Annotated in this window: 18 protein-coding genes; 5 read left to right on the top strand and 13 right to left on the bottom strand. The window is 40.0% G+C overall.

Annotation, left to right across the window (positions count from 1 at the left end; all coding sequences use genetic code 11):
- Nucleotides 1-18 precede the first annotated feature (18 nt).
- Nucleotides 19-1,254 carry a beta-ketoacyl-ACP synthase II gene (fabF, locus tag DFR58_RS06090; protein WP_114296918.1) on the top strand — a complete coding sequence of 412 codons (1,236 nt, stop codon included), beginning with the start codon at nucleotides 19-21 and terminating at the stop codon, nucleotides 1,252-1,254.
- Nucleotides 1,255-1,408: 154 nt separating this feature from the next.
- Here fabF and DFR58_RS06080 read toward each other — a convergent pair whose 3' ends face one another.
- The 5 genes from DFR58_RS06080 to ltrA all read right to left on the bottom strand — a co-directional run bounded on the left by DFR58_RS06080 (nucleotide 1,409) and on the right by ltrA (nucleotide 5,977).
- Entirely contained in the window at nucleotides 1,409-1,984 is a 576-nt protein-coding gene (locus DFR58_RS06080; RefSeq protein ID WP_114296916.1) for a GrpB family protein, read from the bottom strand.
- A 217-nt stretch (nucleotides 1,985-2,201) separates the two neighbouring features.
- Nucleotides 2,202-2,663 carry a pyridoxamine 5'-phosphate oxidase family protein gene (locus tag DFR58_RS06075; RefSeq protein ID WP_114296915.1) on the bottom strand — a complete coding sequence of 154 codons (462 nt, stop codon included), beginning with the start codon at nucleotides 2,661-2,663 and terminating at the stop codon, nucleotides 2,202-2,204.
- Nucleotides 2,647-3,210, bottom strand: coding sequence for a GNAT family N-acetyltransferase (locus tag DFR58_RS06070; RefSeq protein ID WP_242987418.1), 564 nt, complete (start codon nucleotides 3,208-3,210; stop codon nucleotides 2,647-2,649). Before DFR58_RS06070 ends, DFR58_RS06075 begins: the two co-directional genes overlap by 17 nt.
- A gap of 79 nt (nucleotides 3,211-3,289) precedes the next feature.
- Nucleotides 3,290-4,543, bottom strand: a complete 1,254-nt coding sequence (locus tag DFR58_RS06065; RefSeq protein ID WP_114296914.1) for an ATP-binding protein — start codon at nucleotides 4,541-4,543, stop codon at nucleotides 3,290-3,292.
- A gap of 210 nt (nucleotides 4,544-4,753) precedes the next feature.
- A complete protein-coding gene (ltrA, locus tag DFR58_RS06060; protein ID WP_242987415.1) occupies nucleotides 4,754-5,977 on the bottom strand; it encodes a group II intron reverse transcriptase/maturase in 1,224 nt (407 codons plus the stop codon).
- A gap of 152 nt (nucleotides 5,978-6,129) precedes the next feature.
- On the opposite strand from ltrA, the gene DFR58_RS06055 reads away from it, so the two are divergent.
- The 4 genes from DFR58_RS06055 to DFR58_RS21765 all read left to right on the top strand — a co-directional run bounded on the left by DFR58_RS06055 (nucleotide 6,130) and on the right by DFR58_RS21765 (nucleotide 7,391).
- Nucleotides 6,130-6,420: a helix-turn-helix domain-containing protein gene (locus tag DFR58_RS06055; RefSeq protein WP_147273147.1), complete on the top strand. Its 291-nt coding sequence runs from the start codon at nucleotides 6,130-6,132 to the stop codon at nucleotides 6,418-6,420.
- A 137-nt stretch (nucleotides 6,421-6,557) separates the two neighbouring features.
- Nucleotides 6,558-6,692: a hypothetical protein gene (locus tag DFR58_RS22480; protein WP_278278800.1), complete on the top strand. Its 135-nt coding sequence runs from the start codon at nucleotides 6,558-6,560 to the stop codon at nucleotides 6,690-6,692.
- Nucleotides 6,693-6,701: 9 nt separating this feature from the next.
- Nucleotides 6,702-7,121, top strand: coding sequence for an IS630 family transposase (locus tag DFR58_RS06050; protein ID WP_114296911.1), 420 nt, complete (start codon nucleotides 6,702-6,704; stop codon nucleotides 7,119-7,121).
- Nucleotides 7,122-7,235: 114 nt separating this feature from the next.
- Nucleotides 7,236-7,391 (top strand): hypothetical protein, encoded by a 156-nt coding sequence (locus tag DFR58_RS21765; protein ID WP_170138051.1) that lies wholly within the window; start codon nucleotides 7,236-7,238, stop codon nucleotides 7,389-7,391.
- Between the two features lie 485 nt (nucleotides 7,392-7,876).
- On the opposite strand, the gene DFR58_RS06040 is transcribed toward DFR58_RS21765, so the two are convergent.
- The 8 genes from DFR58_RS06040 to DFR58_RS06010 form a co-directional block, all read right to left on the bottom strand.
- Complete coding sequence (locus DFR58_RS06040) at nucleotides 7,877-9,061, bottom strand: class-II aminoacyl-tRNA synthetase family protein (RefSeq protein ID WP_114296909.1); 1,185 nt, start codon at nucleotides 9,059-9,061, stop codon at nucleotides 7,877-7,879.
- Between the two features lie 10 nt (nucleotides 9,062-9,071).
- A complete protein-coding gene (locus tag DFR58_RS06035) occupies nucleotides 9,072-9,320 on the bottom strand; it encodes an acyl carrier protein (RefSeq protein ID WP_114296908.1) in 249 nt (82 codons plus the stop codon).
- A 16-nt stretch (nucleotides 9,321-9,336) separates the two neighbouring features.
- A complete protein-coding gene (locus DFR58_RS06030) occupies nucleotides 9,337-10,206 on the bottom strand; it encodes a 3-hydroxyacyl-CoA dehydrogenase family protein (RefSeq protein ID WP_114296907.1) in 870 nt (289 codons plus the stop codon).
- Nucleotides 10,199-11,827 (bottom strand): PhpK family radical SAM P-methyltransferase, encoded by a 1,629-nt coding sequence (locus tag DFR58_RS06025; protein WP_114296906.1) that lies wholly within the window; start codon nucleotides 11,825-11,827, stop codon nucleotides 10,199-10,201. Before DFR58_RS06025 ends, DFR58_RS06030 begins: the two co-directional genes overlap by 8 nt.
- Before the next feature lie 189 nt (nucleotides 11,828-12,016).
- Nucleotides 12,017-12,271: a YkgJ family cysteine cluster protein gene (locus DFR58_RS21680; RefSeq protein ID WP_147273146.1), complete on the bottom strand. Its 255-nt coding sequence runs from the start codon at nucleotides 12,269-12,271 to the stop codon at nucleotides 12,017-12,019.
- Nucleotides 12,272-12,311: 40 nt separating this feature from the next.
- On the bottom strand, nucleotides 12,312-13,586 hold the full coding sequence (locus tag DFR58_RS06020; RefSeq protein ID WP_114296905.1) for a B12-binding domain-containing radical SAM protein: 1,275 nt from the start codon (nucleotides 13,584-13,586) through the stop codon (nucleotides 12,312-12,314).
- A gap of 40 nt (nucleotides 13,587-13,626) precedes the next feature.
- On the bottom strand, nucleotides 13,627-15,231 hold the full coding sequence (locus DFR58_RS06015) for a radical SAM protein (protein ID WP_114296904.1): 1,605 nt from the start codon (nucleotides 15,229-15,231) through the stop codon (nucleotides 13,627-13,629).
- 70 nt (nucleotides 15,232-15,301) lie between these two features.
- Nucleotides 15,302-18,733, bottom strand: a complete 3,432-nt coding sequence (locus tag DFR58_RS06010; RefSeq protein ID WP_114296903.1) for an AMP-binding protein — start codon at nucleotides 18,731-18,733, stop codon at nucleotides 15,302-15,304.
- Nucleotides 18,734-18,760 lie beyond the last annotated feature (27 nt).

Genomic DNA, 18,760 nt, shown 5'->3' with positions numbered 1-18,760 from the left:
TCCTTAGCGGAGGCATAAATGAAAAAAAGAGTTGTAATAACCGGTCTGGGTGCTGTGACACCCATTGGCAATAATACTTCTGATTTTTGGAGAAATTCCAGAGAAGGTGTTTGCGGCATTGACTACATAAAAACCTTTGATGTGTCAAATTCCAAAGTTAAGATTGCTGCAGAGCTAAAAAATTTTGAACCAAAAGATTTTTTTGACAGAAAGCATGTAAACAGGCTTGACCGTTTTTCGCATCTGGGAATTGTTGCGGCGAGAGAAGCTTATGCTGACGCCGGACTGTATGGCTTACATGTGGATAAAAACCGTATGGGAGTAGTAATAGGGACTGGGGTAGGCGGAATAATTACTATTGCAGAAGAAACCGCAAATCTTGTCAACGGAGGTATGAATATGGTTTCGCCTCTGCTTTTGCCAAAATCACTCCCGAATATTCTGGCTGGAAACATATCTGTGGAGTTCAATGCCAAAGGTATATGCAATACGGTTGTTACAGCATGTGCAGCCGGGACAAATTCAATTGGAGAGGCGTTCAGGGCAATTCAATATGGGGATGCCGACATTATTATTTCGGGAGCAAGCGAAGCAAGCATAACTCCGCTTATGCTTGCGGGTTTTACCAACATGAGTGCCCTTTCTGTCAAAGACGATCCTTGCAGGGCTTCAATACCATTTGATAAGGAAAGGGACGGTTTTGTCATGGGAGAAGGAGCCGGAATTTTAATACTGGAAGAACTGGAGCACGCATTAAAAAGAAATGCAAGAATTTATTGTGAAGTTGCGGGCTATGGCTTCACCTGTGATGCCTATCATTTAACCGCCCCTGCACCCCACGGCGAGGGAGGTGCGAGGGCCATGAGACTGGCTCTTGATAATGCGGCTATAGAACCGGAAGATATTTCATATATAAACGCTCACGGCACATCGACCCGTTACAATGATAAGTATGAAACCGAAGCAATTAAATCAGTTTTTAAAGAACATGCATATAAAATACCCATCAGTTCTACAAAATCAATGATAGGACACTTGCTGGGTGCGTCGGGCGCAGTTGAAGCCATTGCATGTATAAAAGCAATTGAAGAGGATTATATACACGGGACAATAGGGTATAAAACAGAGGATGAAGAATGTGATCTCGACTATACCGTAAACAAAGGAAAAAAAGTCAGGGTAGAATATGCTTTGTCCAATTCCTTCGGTTTTGGAGGACATAACGCTTCAATTATATTTAAACGTTTGGCTTAGTGCCACAGCGAAACCGACAAATTCATTTTTATATCTTATATAGTTTAGGCTTTGCATATCGGATAACGGAGCATGTAAAATAATATCCTCCAGAATAATTTCTACTCTAACCATAGAAGCATGTATACCTGTAGAAGACGCTTGTATTAACCAGTCAATATTTTTGCCCAAGCTTTTCTCTTGCTTGCTGTGTTATAATTCTAATAAATTCTGTCTTACCTTGAGTATAAGCTTCCCTGTCATTTTCAAATATATCCTTCAGTTTACGTTTTACAATTTCGTATTCTTTTGCAGCCTCAGGATTCAAGAGAAGGTAATCCCTGAAATATAGCTCATCCCAATCCCCACTGTATCGGACATGAAGGTGAAATGCCTGTCCTTCAAAGCCATCAGGGGTGTACCCCTTCATAAACATCATATGAGGAGCTGGATTATTAGGCTGTGGCGTATAGAGATAGCCCATACCTTTAACTTTTGATATAAGATTGTTAATATCAGCTTCGTAAGCAATCTCCAGCAAAATATCAATTGTTGGTTTTGCTGCCAATCCAGGCACAGCAGTACTTCCGTAGTGGCTTATTCTTGTAATATTTTCTTTGCCAACAACATTTTCAATTTCTGTTCTCTCGCTCTCATAAAGCTTTTTCCAAGCTGGATTATGCTCAGCTATGATAATAGGGAAAAGCTTACCAAGCTCGTGTAGGTTCATTTGTTCAAGCCTTTTCGTCATTTATTATTCCACCCAACCATTACTATTTTGACAACCAAAGTGTCATGCCTGCGCCCAGTGAATCATTTGGTACGTCAACAAAACCAAACTTTTTATAGAAGTTTTCTTCCCCATAGATGCCATAAGCGCGATATATACCCTCTGTCCTTCTCTTAAACCATCGAGGTAATTCTTAATTTTACTGTACTGCAAAAATCAATTCCATACGGCACTCTCCTCAATACCCCGACTTTTTACCTGTCAACGACTCAATTTCCACCTTAATAATCATCGTTTTTCCAAGTACCTTATCGGGGTATTCAAACTCAACTCCCCCTGTATGCTTTGTCATTATCGCATCTAAAGCTTTTACCTTCTCTTTTTTTTCATCTATTAAAATTGCCTTTCCTGTCCCAAAAACACTCAGATACCTGATGCTGCAGCTGCAGGCTTCTTCCTTCATAACCGGTTCCACACCTGTGTCTGTCTGGAATGCCACCTTATTGTTTTTACTTAATATGTCAATCTTCCTGCCTTCCTTAGCAGAATGCATATAAAGGCAGCTATCAACGTATGCATAATTCATGGCAACCAAGTACGGGCTCCCATCATCAACCATGGCAAGTCTGATGACCTCAGACTTGTTCAGAATATCATTGATTAATTGTTTATCGGTAATTTCCTTATCCTTTCTTCTCATTCATTATGCTCCCACATTTAATAAATTCGCACTTTAAAATTGCATAGATACAACTGTCTTCTATTATACCGTTTTTAACAGCATTACATTTCAATTCCGCTTCCAGCCTGAAACCGACCTTTTCGAGACTACGTCTTGAAGCAACATTCCTAGCAAATGGTTCTGCATATATCCTAGTAATATCAAAGGTTTCAAACACATATTCTATAAGAATTTTTATTGCTTTTGTCATAATGCCTATTCCCCAATATTCTTCAGCCAGATAATATCCGATTTCAGCATTTTTTCTATAAACATCTTCCTTTAAAAATGCACCAATACTCCCTGCAACTTTTCCATCAACCAAAATTGCAAATACCTTTGATAGCTTATTATCCCCATTGAGCTGCAGCGTTATATATTGCCTGGCATCATCTATTGAATAAGGATGAGGAAAAGCATCCCTCAAATTATCATAAATCTTCTTATTGTTTGCAATTTCAGCAAGCCTTTCAACATCGGTTTCTTCCCATTCTCTCAATATAATGTTATCATCTTCGAGCTTCATTTTAGCCCCTCCAATCCACTCCAAGCATATGCTATTACAAGTTTTTCTTCTAAAAAGTTTTTTTCGCAACCAAATCCCGTCATATCAACCAAACAGGAACGGTCCAATTTTTACTGTCAATCGGACGCAGGTTATTGGCAAGGCATATGACATTACCTGTTCCAATTTTCATTTTAAGATGCTTTGAAAGCTCGTCAAAATTGGTTTCATCCGTTACCGGGTTCAATACGCCGAAGTTTTTTGTTGCCCCTACCGGGTTTGAGCTTTTTTTAATCTCTATGGGATACAGCGTACCATTCTGCCATATGATTAGGTCAATCTCCTTTGTATTACTGTCTCTGTAATAGTATAACGGAGGCTTTTTCCCAACATTGACAAAACTCTTATAGATTTCGGAAACAACATAGGTTTCAAAAAATTCACCGGCCATAGCGCCTGATTCTAAAACAGCTGAACTGCTCCACTTGGTCAAATGAGCTGCCAGTCCTGTATCTAAAAAGTACATTCTGGGTGATTTCACCACGCGTTTTAATGCATTATTATGGTACGGCTCAATCAGAATTACAATTCCGGAGGAGACTAAAACAGATAGCCATTGCTTTGCCGTAGGTGCTGATATTTCAGCTTCCTTTGCAAGCGCATCATAGTTTACCATTGAGCCTGTACGTGCGGCGGCAATACACAGAAACCGATAAAAAGTTAATTCATCCGCAACCTGTGTCAATTCTCTGATATCTCTGCTTAGATACGTCTGAACATAGGAGGAATAGTATTCCTCTTGATTTACATTCGGCTGCTCATAAATCCTGGGCATACCGCCTTTGAATATTCGCTCAAAGACATCAGGCAGGGTCATGGGCTTTGCGGTATGAATGCGCTTTAATAGTTCATCCTTTTCAGTCGTGTACTGCTCAAATAAGGTTCCGGAAATCTCATTATTTGAAAGCCCAAACAAATTGATGATTCCTGCCCTTCCAGCCAAACTCTCCGAGACATTTTTCATCATGTGGAACATCTGCGAGCCTGTAAGCCAAAAGTCACCGGAATTTTTATGACGGTCAACATGCATTTTAATATATGGAAATAATTCCGGTGCATACTGAATTTCGTCTATAATGACAGGAGGACTATACCGCTCTAAAAAAGCTGTAGGCTCATTTCTCGCAAATAATCTGTCAGCAGGATCATCTAAGGTGACGTATTTCCTGTCAGCTTCACTCAGTTTGTTCAATAGCGTTGTTTTGCCCGACTGCCTTGGGCCGGTAAGCATGAGGACAGGGAAGGTACTGCTTATATTCAAAATGGTATCCTCAACTTTACGCTTAATGTACATATAATTTCACCTCTGTTTAGGCAAATCTAAAGTATGAGTTTATATTAGCATGAACAACTAGGAGTGTCAACATGAATGGGCAATTTCTTTCTAAAAGCGTTGATTTTACCGGATTTTACGGTTATATTATATAATAATTCGAGAATTTATGGTGTAATAATTTGGAAATTTAAGCTTTAACTGAATTTTTATCCTGTATTCAAGTAGAATTTAATGTACTTTTGTATACCTTTCAGTCACTGTCGGAAATCCTTGTTTCCTGAGTTTTTCGTTGGTGAGGCTCGCTGCAAGGATTGGGCTATTGGATACTCTCCAGTAGCCTTTTCTTGTATTTGCAAATTCCCACGCTTTATAGTTGTCAATCCCAAGTTTGACAAGGTTGTCATGTTTGGTTTTGATTTTCTTCCAGCGTTTCCAGAAGCACATACGTATCCTTCTCCTTAGCCATTCATCCAGTTTCTTTGCAAGTCCAGCCATGTCTGCAATCCTGAAGTAGTTCACCCATCCCGTGATTATCTGGTTAAGCTTTAGAGTCCACTCTTGCAGACTCTTTACCCTGCTTCTTCCTGTAGCTTCCTTCAATTTCATCTTGAATTTATTTACAGGCTTTGGGTGTACTCGTATCCCGATTCCACCCTTTTTGTAGTAAAACGAGAACCCAAGAAATTTCAGCTTCCACGGTCTATCAACAGCACTTTTGTCTTTATTAACTCTAAGTTTCAGCTCTTCTTCAATAAATCTCGTAATACTTGCCATTACGCGGTCTGCTGCCTTCTTGCTTTTGACGTAGATATTCGCATCATCAGCGTAGCGACAGAATCTTAACCCTCTTTTAGTGAGTTCCCTGTCCAGTTCATTCAGCATAATGTTGCTGAGAAGGGGCGAAATATTTCCGCCTTGTGGTGTTCCCTCCTCAGTATTGATAACCACACCGTTTATCATCACTCCCGACTGCAAGTACTTCCTTATAAGGGATAATACCCGACTATCTTTTATCGTTTGCGATAGAAGCCTCATCAGTTTGTCATGGTTTACCGTGTCGAAGTACTTCGCAAGGTCAATATCCACAGCCCATGTGTAGCCTGCCTCTATATATTCCTTGCACTTCCTTATGGCTTGGTGTGCATTCCTTTTGGGTCTGAATCCATAGCTGAATTCTGAAAATTCTCTCTCATAAATTGGAGTCAGAGCTTGTGCAATGGCTTGCTGTATTACTCTGTCAAGCACTGTCGGTATTCCCAGCAGCCTTATTCCACCGTCAGGTTTTGGTATTTCTACCCTTCTGACGGGCTTAGGGATGTAAGTCCCCTCCATTATGGCTTTCTTGATTCGGTCCCCATTCTTTTCAAGAAACGGTCGAAGTTCATCCACCGTCATTCCATCAATTCCAGGTTTGCCCTTATTTGCCTTGACCCTCTTATATGCTCTATTCATGTTGTCTTTGTCAAGAATCCTCTCAAGTAGCCTAGTACAGGATGCCGGAAATCCGTACCTAATAGGGCAATAATGGATATATACGAACCAGTGAATAATACAGGATATCATAACCAGTGAGTTTTTATGTAAATCAAGTTACTATAGTATACATGAGAAAGCTGATTGATAAAATAAGGGTAAATCGAGATCAAAGAGAAAAGTTGATAAAAATAGTGAGGGCAAAAAAGTCGGAACAACGGGAAGTGCTAAGGGCAAGAATAATTCTTCTGCTTTGGGAAGGAAATGATGAAAACGAAGTAGCAGAGAAACTTAGCGTAACTGCCAAGACTGTTCGAAAATGGAGAGACAGGTTCCATGCTAAAGGCATTAAAGGACTTAAGATAGCCCTCGCCCAGGGGCGCCAACGACCTTTACTGCCTTACAAAGGTGTGAAATTATAGCGATCGCATGTGATAGTCCTAGCAATTATGGCCACGATACGCATAACTACTGGACCGATAAAATCTTAACGGAAGCAGCAAATGAAAATATTGAAGGTCTTTCCATAAGCGAATCCAGCGTAAGAAGGACTCTGGAAATGAATGATTTAAAGCCTCACAAGCTCAGAATGTGGCTTCATAGCAAAGACCCTGAATTTACAGAGAGGGTTAATGAGATCATTGAGCTATATGTAAATACCCCTCGTGATGAGACGGTTATCTGCGTAGACTAAAAGACAGGGATGCAAGCTACTGAAAGAATTGCGGAGACCGTCCTGCCAAAACCCGGTATTGCGGGTAAGTATGAAAGTGAATATATTCGCCATGGCACACAGTATCTAATTGCAGCATTTGACATCAAGACCGGTAATGTCATCGCACAGTGTGGAGAAAAAAGAACCGCAGAAGATTTGCTCGCACTGATGGAACAAGTAGTCCAGGCATATGCTGGCGATAAAAAAATACATGTTATCTGGGATAATCTCAACATTCATAAAGATGGGGCAAATGAACGGTGGACCCAGTTTAACAAAAAACACGGGGACAAATTTGAGTTTCATTATACCCCAAAGCATGCATCATGGGTTAATCAGATAGAAATATTCTTTTCGATACTGCATAGAAGGTGCCTAAAACTCTCAAGCTTTAAATCAAAAGAATAATTGAGAGAAATGGTAATGAAATTTATCAAACTCTGGAATGATAAAGAAGGACACGCTTTTAATTGGACGTTTAAAGGTTATCCAATGCAGAGTGTAGAAAAGGAGGTTGCTTAAATGTCTGAAAACCCTTTGAAATGGACTTGTGACACTGTAGAGAACGAACTGAGATCAAAAGGATACAATCATTTGAAAACTGCCGCAAGAGGAAGTCATATTGTTATATATACAGAGCTTACAGAGCAGTTCCCATGGGTTTTAGCAAAATGGTAAGTTTTGCCTTTTAGGAACGAATTTATGAAAATCTGTACTAGTAGTAAGTCAAAACTACTAATAAAATCACCAGCCGCCGGAATCGCCGGCGGCTGGATATAGACGCGCATAGGGCTAAATATACTTACAAGCTCAAAAGTATTAACTTAATTCTATTCAGATAGACATGCATACGGTTCGGAAAGCATTCCTTTTTTATTGTAATGTATACAGGAGTGTTATATTTTTGATGTACCTTGGGGTTTGAAAACAACATTAAGTTAACCATAATTATTTTAGCATAAAATAAATCTTCATTTCTGTATTTTAGTCCTTTACAAATAACATATGTTGCCGAGTCTTCCACACAGTGAATATCGCACATCTTCAAGTTTCTGAAATCGAAGAATTTTTCTCTTTTCTTGTCAAAAACTCAATATTCAATTAAGATAAATTGTTATAAAATTTTCTCATCCCACTACAAAACACCGACCTATTCTCTATATTCACAGAGTCTTAACTCCATCCAATATTTTAACCCACTTATCCTCATCAAGTCCATGCTTGCACGCAAATACGTACGCAAGCCTTTCAATTCCAAACCCAACACATCCTGTACTTATCCAATTGGAATCGGACTTTTTGATATTAAACCTTTGTCCAAAAAATTGGTCATGAAAATTAAAGGATGCTGCTGCAATAGTCTTGTCTTCTTCAATATTCAACCTCAATTCATATTTTAATTTCTGCATTTTCTGGTTAAATATCTTGGAAGCAGTGTCAGGACTGCAAAAGAAAGGGTCACTGGCAACCTCGCAATGGCCTTTTAAATCAAGGCTCTCAATTAATGCAAATGAAGCTTCCATGAATTTTTGACGACACTCCAACACAAAGTCTTTAGATCCCATGAAAACTATTTCACGTATTGTAAAATCCCACAGTCGTTCTAATGTACGGAAATACTTCGACTCAAATCTAAAGGATTTCCCCTTTGAAGTAACAACCCTATTTTCATTGGATTCGGTATTTCTCATGTGATGATATGTGTGATAGCACATTGTCGGAGGCAGGCAGTAGTCGGTGTTATTGCAATAATTAAGAACATACGAGTCTATTCCCTTTTTATTTCCGTATTCTCTGGCGAAGGCTTCATAAGTTTCTACATCGCTGTGCAGACGGGTTACCATCATAAGCATATGTGGAAATGAGTTAAAATAGCCGCAGTCTTCCAGAGCTCTGGTAGGAATCAAGGTAGGATATCTGTATTCATATCCCCCCATCTTAGAAATAGCAATATCCTTGATTTTATCATCCAAAGCATCCATAAGTCTGATAAAAGGTTCACCAAAGCAGAGCTGACCTTCTCCCATTTCAAAGACTAGGCCTTTTTCAACCAGCCGGTCAAAAACATCTTTTTCAAATCCGCTTTTGTCGCTTGACTGCCAAACGATTTTAGGCGGTAGAATTTTTTGGGTGGTTATCTCTGCTTCAATTGTAAGGTTTATTTTCTGAGCCAGCCTCTCAACATCCGCATCATCGGTTATTTTAACTTCTATAGCCTGAATATTCTCGTCCTTAAATGAAAGTGTGAAATCCAGAATCTCCGAAGCTATGAAATATATGCGCCTGTAAAGCTCCTCGGTGTATATTTGTGGAATTGGTTTTCGAAACATTATTATTTCAGTTTTCATTTTCTTCCTCCTAACATGCAATAATATTTTTCTTCTTCCCGATAAAGTTATTAATATTATTTATGGAGTTGAAGTTTTCCAAGTCAAGATCATTATCCTGAAAACAAATTCCAAACTCTTTCTCCACAAAAAGTACTATCTGCATCGCAAATAAAGAATTTACAACTCCCAATTCAAAAATATCCTGATCGTCGCTAACTACCATATTATTTAAAATTTCATAAATGAACGCCTGAATTTTTTGTTTATTATCTTCCATCTTTTAACCCTCCTAATTAATATATCAATTCCTTTGAATATGTATAAAAACCCTTCCCGCTCTTACGCCCCAACTGTCCTGCATCTACCATCTTTTTCAACAAGGGGCACGGCCTGAATTTACTGTCATTAAAGCTTTCATAGAGCACTTCCATAGAATAAAGAATTGTATCTACACCAATCAGGTCCGCGGTTTCCAGAGGCCCCATTTTATGACCGTAGGAAGTCTTTATAAGTCGGTCGATATCCTCAACCGCCGCAACCTGTTCCTGAACGAGAAAAGCAGCTTCGTTAATCATAAACGTCATAAGCCGGTTTGAAACAAAACCCGGCATGTCATTTATTATAATTGCTTCCTTTTGCATATGCTTTAGTAATTCCTCTGCTGCTTTAATGGTCTCTGCGGATGTATGAAATCCCCTAATAACCTCTACTACAGGTTTGATTGGAACGGGATTCATAAAATGCATGCCTAAAATCTGAGAAGGACGCTTAGTTACAGAACCTACTCTGGTAATCGATATACAGGATGAATTAACTGCAAACATTGTATTCTCGGGACATATCTCATCAATCCTTTTGTATACTTCCTTCTTGGCTTCCCAATTTTCAGTTATATTCTCTATTACAAATGAAGCTTCTTCAAGTTCTTTATAATCGGTAGTAAAGGTTAGTAATTCCATTATTTCATCCGCATTACCTATAGGTTTTGTCTTGTTGTACAGTTTGTACAACCGTATGTTTTGCCTTATTTTATTCCGGGCAGTATCCAGTGCAGCCTGGGAAACATCAACAACGATTGTCTTAATCCCGTTTTGGGCCAAATCCTGGGCAACTCCGCTCCCGATAGTACCTGCTCCAATGACCCCCACTGTTTTATTATTCATGTGTATTCCCACCTTTTATAAGAATTCTTTCTTTAGAACTCCATTTTTTTATATGTGAGATAACTTCTTCACTCACCTCAGTTTTTTCAGGGTTTTGTATACCTTCTTTTATTCCGGCTGTAAATCCCCTTAAAAATCCTTTTACCTGGTCCACACTCATTCCCATATGAATCAGCCTGTAGAGATTGTGCAGATTGAAATTGTGTACCGGAACCCAAACCGATTCCTTAATACCTTCTATAAGTACTTCTTCTATTAATCCGCATGCTTCGCCACACGACATGGTATCATGACTCCACACAAAATTGGAACCTTTGATATTGAAAAGTTCCCTGTTCTTCCATATAGGCGTTACCCGGTCAAAATACCATGGCTGCATCCTATAAAAGTCGGGCTGGAACTCTTTTATAAAGTTAACGGTATCCCGCAAGGTTTCTTTGGTTTCTCCCACAAAACCTACAATAAAGTTGGTGTGAATCAATATATGGGATTTCTTTAATAAGCTGATACCTTTGCGGTATTGCTCTACTGTAACCCCTTTTCGCATATTGTTTAATACTTTTTGGTTAGCAGATTCAATGCCCAGGTATACACCCTCACATCCGCTTTCTTCCATTAACTTTACCATTTCTTCATCAGCAAACTGGCAGCGGAAATAGCTGTTCCATTTAAAAGAATAATTCTTCCTTATTATCATCCTTAAAAGCTCTTTAAACCGGTCTGGAGGATAATTAAAAGTATCATCAATAAAATTAATACTTTTAACAGTACCTATGCTTTCCAATATATCCAGCTCTTTTTCGACTTGTTCCAAAGAAGTCATCTGATGCTTTCCCGCTCTTTGATTGAATCCGCAGAAATAGCAATTGAATGTACAGGACAGGCAGGTCCTGACGCCTACAAATTTACCGACCTTTTCCTTGAAAAGATTCCAGTCAATAGTATTTTCATCAAGTTTGTTATTCTCATGCTCGGTGAAATTAACCCTTGCCGTACCATCCTTCCAGTAGGCAATATTCGGAATTTGGTCCATTGATGTCCCGGATTTGAATGCACTTAAAACATTGCACAGGGCAGCTTCCCCCTGGGAACTGTTGATTAATACATCGGCCTTGGTTGTTTTCAGGAAGGTTTGAAGAGTCTTTTGGTCTTGTGATGCAAAAAAGAGATTTAGTACGTACGGCCCTCCGATGATAATTTTGACATCCTTGCTATACTGCCGTATAAACCTGCAAATTTCATTTATTGGTCCTGAACTGGTATACAATGTGGTTGTAATTCCTACAGCCATGACATTTCCGCTCAGTAATTTTTCCTTCAATACTTCTTTTTCATACTTGAAGTCATTAATATAGTCATAGGAAAAGCCCCGGCGGTGAAGATAGGTGGCCAAATATGCTATAGTTGTGCTAAAGACATCTCCCATGTGAAATTGAAAGGAATCCGAATACTTGTTTAGAATATCTGTCACGGTATGTCTTTCGCCTTTATGCCATATGAAATTTAACCTCAGGTCTCTGTATGCAGGAGAATCCTTCCCTAAAGCATACACAGCGTCAGCATATGTATTGAAGTCCATTTCATTATGCCCGATTAATATACAATCTGTTACTGAATTCATTTCATCCCCCCTCAAGGATATTCTGTATAATTATCCTATACTAATTTGTATTAAAAGTTATATTAACCGCCTCTCAAAAAGCACTTAACACAGCTATTTGATTTGTGGAATATTACTATATTTAATGCAAATTAGTATTAATTGCTGCTGATGTTTCTATATAGTTACTAGCTTCTATACAGAAAGTCTTCATGGTTTTGTTGCCTCTTCCATATAGCTTAAGTAACGGGCTGCATACTCAAAGTCATCCCCGCACATTTCCTTCGACGGCCTTAAAGCATTACATACAGGCGGACGTTCCGGTTTGCCAAACAGCATACACTTGTTATCGTGCGTTAAGTGAATGCATCTAACCCCTGCCGGCTTTCCATCCGGCATTCCGGGTATCGGACTGCTGATGGATATTACGATACAGCAGGCGCCGCAGCCAACACGACATTCCATTTTATTATCTCCCTCCTTTAACCACATCTAGGTTTTATCATCAATAGTTATAAAAGTGTTTATTTAAAATTCCCATGGTTTTTGGTGATACCTTCTGTCTTTTTTCCATGTTTTCTTTTGAATAATATTCAGTCCAAAGCCAATGAATTCCGTCTTCTATTGTCTTCGGCGACATGCCTATGGGTTCGTAAACTACATTTGAACAGTCATATTTTGACCAGTCGTTAGATAAAATTCTCCCGTCCCTTTCCAGGCGTTCGCGTAATTTTGTTCCGGGGAATGGAGTCATTGCATTAAATGTCCCCATATCTATACCGGTTTTCTGCGCAAAGTCAAAAGTTCTTTCAAATACTCCTTCATCGTCTCCATCCAATCCGAATACAAAAGAACCGTTTATTGGTATCCCATAAGAGTGGACCTTTTTTATTATCGCTTCGTATTCTTCTACCTTGTTGTGACCCTTTCCCATGCCTTTCAACAAGTTTTCCGAGAGAGATTCAAATCCGATAAATACATTTGTACAGTTGGTTTCGGATAATATCTGCAGAATCTCATCATCTGCCGCATTCTTAAGTGTCATCTGACAAGACCACATAAAATGTCCAAGCTTTTTCATTTCTTTGAAAAGCTTCAGAAAGTATGATTTCCTTGCAGTAATATGGTCATCAACAAAAAACAGTATTCTTTGTACCCCTGTTGCATTCTTTAGGGATATGCTAACTTCCTTTACCACATCTTCAAGCTTGCGGAACCTGTAACTCGCACCATAGGCAGCGGTCACAGCACAGAACTCACAGGAATAGGGGCAGCCTCGGCTGGCTTGAAATGTATTGGGAATGGTGTACTGGTCCAGCTTCAAAAGTGAGCGTTCTTTTTCTGTTATTACAGGTATTTTTGTTAAATCACACTTTTCTGTCGGGACATACCTCTGTTTTAAAGTTCCGTTTTCAAAGTCCCTTAGTATTTCCGGCACTGTATTTTCAGCTTCCCCAACAGCAACAGCATCTGCATGCTGCAAAGCTTCATCTACCATAAATCGGACATGCAAACCTCCCATTACAACTTTTGCTCCTCTTTTCCGGTAGTTGTCCGCAATATTATACCCGCCTAATACATTGAAGGTATAACTCGTAATAAATACCAGATCTACAGGTTCGTCATAATTAATCACTTCATTTCGGATACTTTCATCAATTATTTTTACTTCGTGCTGGGGAGGTATAAGACTTGCAATAATTTTCAATGGCATGGGCGGAGCAAATTTGTATTCCGATGTGCGAATATTTACCTTCGGCGTTACAATGTGTATTTTCATTTTGTATCCTCCTTGAGAATTAATCAGGCAGTGTTTTTACCTACCTATTTATTTTTGTAATATGTTTCTTCATTTCTTCTATTATTTCGCTGCTTATGCCGGTACTTCCGGGATATTTAATCCCTTCTTTTATTCCTTCATTGAAGGCTCTTAAGAATCCTTTTACATCTTCTACATCCATGCCCATATGTATTAATCTGAATAGGTTATGGAAATTAAAATTATGTACGGGAAGCCATATTGAAGATTTGATTTGGTTAAGAATGATATCATCCAGGTAGTCACAGACCTCGGATGAGGTCATGGTATCATGGGACCACATGAAGTTAGAGCCTTTGATATTGTATTTTTCCCTGTCCTTATAAATTGGTGTGCCAGCATCCAGATACCACATTTGCATACGGTAAAAATCCGGTGCATAATCGTTTATGAAATTTACAGTATCCTTCATGGTTTCCTTTGTTTCCCCCACATAGCCCAAAATGAAATTGGCGTGAACAATGATTCCGGTCTTTTTCAATAGTGATACTCCTTTTTTGTACTGGTCCAGAGAGACACCCTTCCGCATATTGTTCAAGACCTTCTGGTTTGCCGATTCAATCCCCAGATATACTCCTTCACAGCCACTCTCTTCCATCATTTTCACTGTTTCTTCGTCCATAAACTGGCAGCGTAAATAGCTGTTCCATTTAAATGAGTATTTTTTTCTAGTCATCATTTTAAGAAAATCCTTAAAATGATCATGGGGGTAATTAAAGGTACCATCAACAAAATTTACAGTTTTAACCGTTCCAATACTCTCCAGGGTATCCAGTTCTCTTTCAATCGCTTCCAGACTGGCAGTCCTCAGTCTTCCGGCTCTTTGGTTGAAGCCGCAGAAATAACAGTCGAAAGCACAGGAAATACATGTCCTGACTCCGGCAAATTTTCCTATTCTGTCACCGAACAATCCCCAATCTACTGTATTTTCATCCAGCTTATTGTCTTCAGGCTCAAATTTATTGGTAGCAGGCACACCATTTTTCCAGTAGGTTACGTTTGGTATTCCATCTAAGGATTCATAATTTTTAAAGGCTTGTATGACTCTGACCAAAGCTGCCTCTCCCTGTGGATTGGTCAGCAATGCATCTGCCTTTGAACTTCTAAGCAAATTATGCAGGGGTTTCACATCCTGAGATATAAAATGAAGGTTAAGTACAAAAGGCCCTCCGATTATTATCCTAGCCTCTTTGTTATACTGCCGGATAAACCTGCATATCTCCAGAATGGGTGTGGGGACGGTATAAAGTGTGGTCGTAATTCCTATGGTGCGTATATTTCCAGCCAACAGCTTATTCTTCAACTCCTCCTTCTCCGCTTGAAAATCATTTATATAGTCAAAGGTTAGCCCCCGGCGATGAAGGTAGGTTCCAAGATACGATATGGCGGTGCTTAGAACATCACCAATTTTAAACTGCATTGATTCATTCGAGTACCGATTGAAAATATCTGTCACTGTGTGGCGCTTTTGCTCATGCCAGATGAAATTCAATCTCAAATCGCGGTACGCAGGAGAATCTTTTCCCAAATCATATACTACATTGGAGTATTGCGTAAAATCCATTTCATTGTGTCCAATGAAAAGGCAGTCGGTCATCATATTCATTCAAATTCCCTCTTTACAGTAAGTTTGTTTTCATTGCGCTACATTCTGCATAATTTAATCAGTCTGCCGTCTACGTAAACTCATTATCTTTCGCTTGCTTTTCCAGGGCTGCTGCAATATACTCCACCGTCCCCTCAGAAAATAATACAGACGGGGGCACCTGCCTCCCGAAGGCCTCCATTAAACGGTAATTCAACTTTGTTAATGCCAACGAATCACCCCCAATCTCAAAAAAGTTGTCCCTGATTCCTATGGTTTTTTTGTTCAATATGTCCTCCCATATTTCAACAATCTGTTTTTGGAGTTGATTCCTCGGCTCCTCAAATCGACTCACCCTTTCAAAAGTGCTTGCCTCCGGGATACCTAAAACACTGCGGTCAAATGTCCCTTCATTTGTAAGCTGAAGTTTTTCGATAGTTATGAATTCGGAAGGTATCATATAATAGGGATAGCCAGGAATTTCGAAGGATAAAAAGTGCTTTAATTCGTCTGATGTCGGTTTGATTACACTGTCTTTGATAATGTATGCCGCCAGGGATTTGTGCCCCATTCGATCTTTTTTAGGTAAAACAATAGCATTTTTGACGCCGGGGTGCATTTCCAAAGCAGCCTCAACATGCTCTAAAACTACCGGATATCCCAAAGCAGCCTCTGCTTTATCCGGTTCCTTTCCCATCAATTCAATCATCCCTCCAGGAATATAGCGGCCTGTCACTCCGGTTTTATATAAACGTTCCTCGGTGACCGGATGTATGATAAAACTTGCTTTTTCCATACCCTTATCTTGCCAATATCCCTCCGCAAGGGCAGACCCGCCAATATATACCTCTCCCTGTACCCAAAACGGGCAAAGCTTCAGGGCATCATTCAATATATAAAGTTTTTGATGCTTAAACGGGTACTGGAATACAAGGTTTTGGCATATGTTGCTTTTACCGGAATATTGGGTTAAGTCCACAGGATTATGCAATGAGAATATGGTAGCCTCCTTACAGCCCCACACACTGACTGTCAGGGCGCTGTCAAACACTTTTGCCGCCCTGTGGGCAAGCTTCACCGGGATCCGTTCCCGGTTTATCAGTACCAGTCGGATTTTAACACTTCTCTTGTCAAAGTGCTTCTTTTCAAAGCTAGATACCAGTGGTTCGAGCAGGCCCGGTGTTGAATTAATTACTGTGACACCTTCTTTTACCGCCAGCTCCGCCCAGTACTCATTTTCCATTCTTGACCCATCATCACCAAACACAATTGCCGCCCCGGACAGAAGCGGTCCGAAAATATCATAGAGCATCAAATCGGAGCCCGGCTGTGAAAGTGAGAGCAGCTTATCTTCCCGACCAACTCCATAGCTTTCATTCATGCTTAATATTGAATTAACCAGTGCCTGATGATTTAATACGACACCGCAGGGTCTGAGACTCCCTGGTTTCTGCGAGGCGAGAAATTCGTTTATAATACATGCCGGAGCCCTGCACTCTTGACTCTCGGTATTATACCTTTGCGAATGTCTGGAGGGCTTTTCATCGTCTACAAGATACCTTTGTACTCCATCAGGCCATCTGCGACTCCCCTCAATGGATGCCTGCGTCAGAACTACACCAATATTATAGAATTGCAGTGTTTGACAAAGGACCTCATCAGAAATTTCAGGAGATAGGAAAAGAAGCACCGCATTTGCCTTTATAATTCCCATGGCAGCAGCCGCCAATTCCCAGCCCATCTTCATCACTACGGCGACATGGGTTCCCAGTAAAACACCTGACTGCCTGAGTCTGCCCGCAATGCCTTCAGATAAATTATTCAGTTCACGGTAGGTCAGAGTCCGGTCAGAAGCTATTACCGCAATTTCTTCATGGCATTCTATGACCTGCTTTTCAAACAACGTATTTACCATTTCATCAGAAGTTGAATGGGTATTTTCAAAGAATTTGATGCATTCAGTGCTCTGCCGCAGCGGCATCCAATTTATTTCAGCTTCCTTCCATAATTCTTCCCAGCTTTTTTTTTCTATGGCAAGCCGGAATAAGTGGCTTTTAAAGGCATTTATCATTTCATCTATCATTCCGTCAGGGAAAATATTCTCTGCGATTTGCCACTTTCCCGAAAGACTGCCGTCGCTGTCAATCCTGAATGTAGGGAATAAAAGCATTTGCGGTGCGAAAAGTGTTGCCTCGATTCCTTCTATTACAGGATCAGGCATGATAAATTTCCTTATTATGCCCCCTTCGCTTCCGGATTTATTTTCCCCATGCACAGTATCATGGGAAATTGTATAGTCAATCACGCTGTTGAAAAAGACAGGGGTAAATACTTTGGAAGTATATCCGTACCTAGAATTTAAATCCCTCAATACACGGCATCCCGGATAGTAAGGATAATCCATGGCATTCACAACCTGCTGCTGGAGAGCCCGTGCCCTTTCTGTAAAATTGCCCGACATGACATCCACATCCAGAATAAAGGATGTATTAAAATTCCCTACAACCTTATCAATTTGAGGATGTATAGGAGGACGCTGCGCCACTATAAGATTTATACTGAAACGCAGCTTCCGGCTCCAGTAGGCTAATACATCGGTAAAAGCCGCAAGTATAAAATTCGAGGCACTTATGCCTTCCGCACCGGCCTTCTTTGAAACTTTTCCCCACAGTTCCCTTTCCAACAGTTTTACTTGCTTTAATATAATCTCTGTCGGTGTTGACGGAGAAATATTTGTATTGAAAGGCAGCTGAGGCCCCGGCAATAATTGGGGCAAACGCTCGTTCCAAAAGCTGTGGGATTTTTGATATAGAGGATTCGATGTAAAGTCTTTCATTATCAGAGCATAATCGCGATAGCTGCATTCGACAGGCTCCAAAACGATATCTGGGTCTTGCACCAAACGGATTAAATCTCTCCAGATTATAAACTGGCTTGTTCCGTCGACTATTAATGAACTAATCCTGAAATGCAGAATGACTCTTTTATCGGGGATAAAAGCCGCTAAAACATCAAAGAGAGGCCACTTTCCGATTGCTACTTTTTCAGAAGCCATCTGCTTCTGTACCTGACTTAGCCCGTCCTGTACCTTCTCCTTGTCTTCTCTCCGCAGGTCAATTACCTTTATTTTATACTCGGGTACATTTTGCAGTATCTTTTGCTCTCCTGACGGAAGAATGACCGCACGAAGCATTTCATGGCGCTCAATCAGACGCTTAAATGCTTTATTCAGAATTCTTTGAAACATCATCTTTGTCAGGCTTGTTACTCTGGAAATTTCCACCTTCATGTATATATTTCCACCCGAAGTATTCAGGTCATACAGCCCGCTTTGACCTATCCAATAAGTTTGCTGAATATCGGTAAGGGGAAAGGGTAGATGCCTGTTTTCCCTATCCTCGGTAATTTGAGGCAGAATAGGCCTTTCAACGGATTTGTCCTCCAGTTGCTTGCCTAGCTTTTTTAAAAGAAGCTCGCGTTTTTCCGGTGATAGTGCAGCAATTCGTTGGTTTATATCATTCATTCATCACACCTCACAAATGTTCACTGA

Origin of the sequence: Anaerobacterium chartisolvens (genome assembly GCF_003337415.1) — a bacterium.
GTDB lineage: Bacteria > Bacillota > Clostridia > Acetivibrionales > DSM-27016 > Anaerobacterium > Anaerobacterium chartisolvens.
The sequence above is the reverse complement of the archived record's forward strand: the minus strand, read 5'-3'. Positions and strand labels throughout refer to the sequence as shown.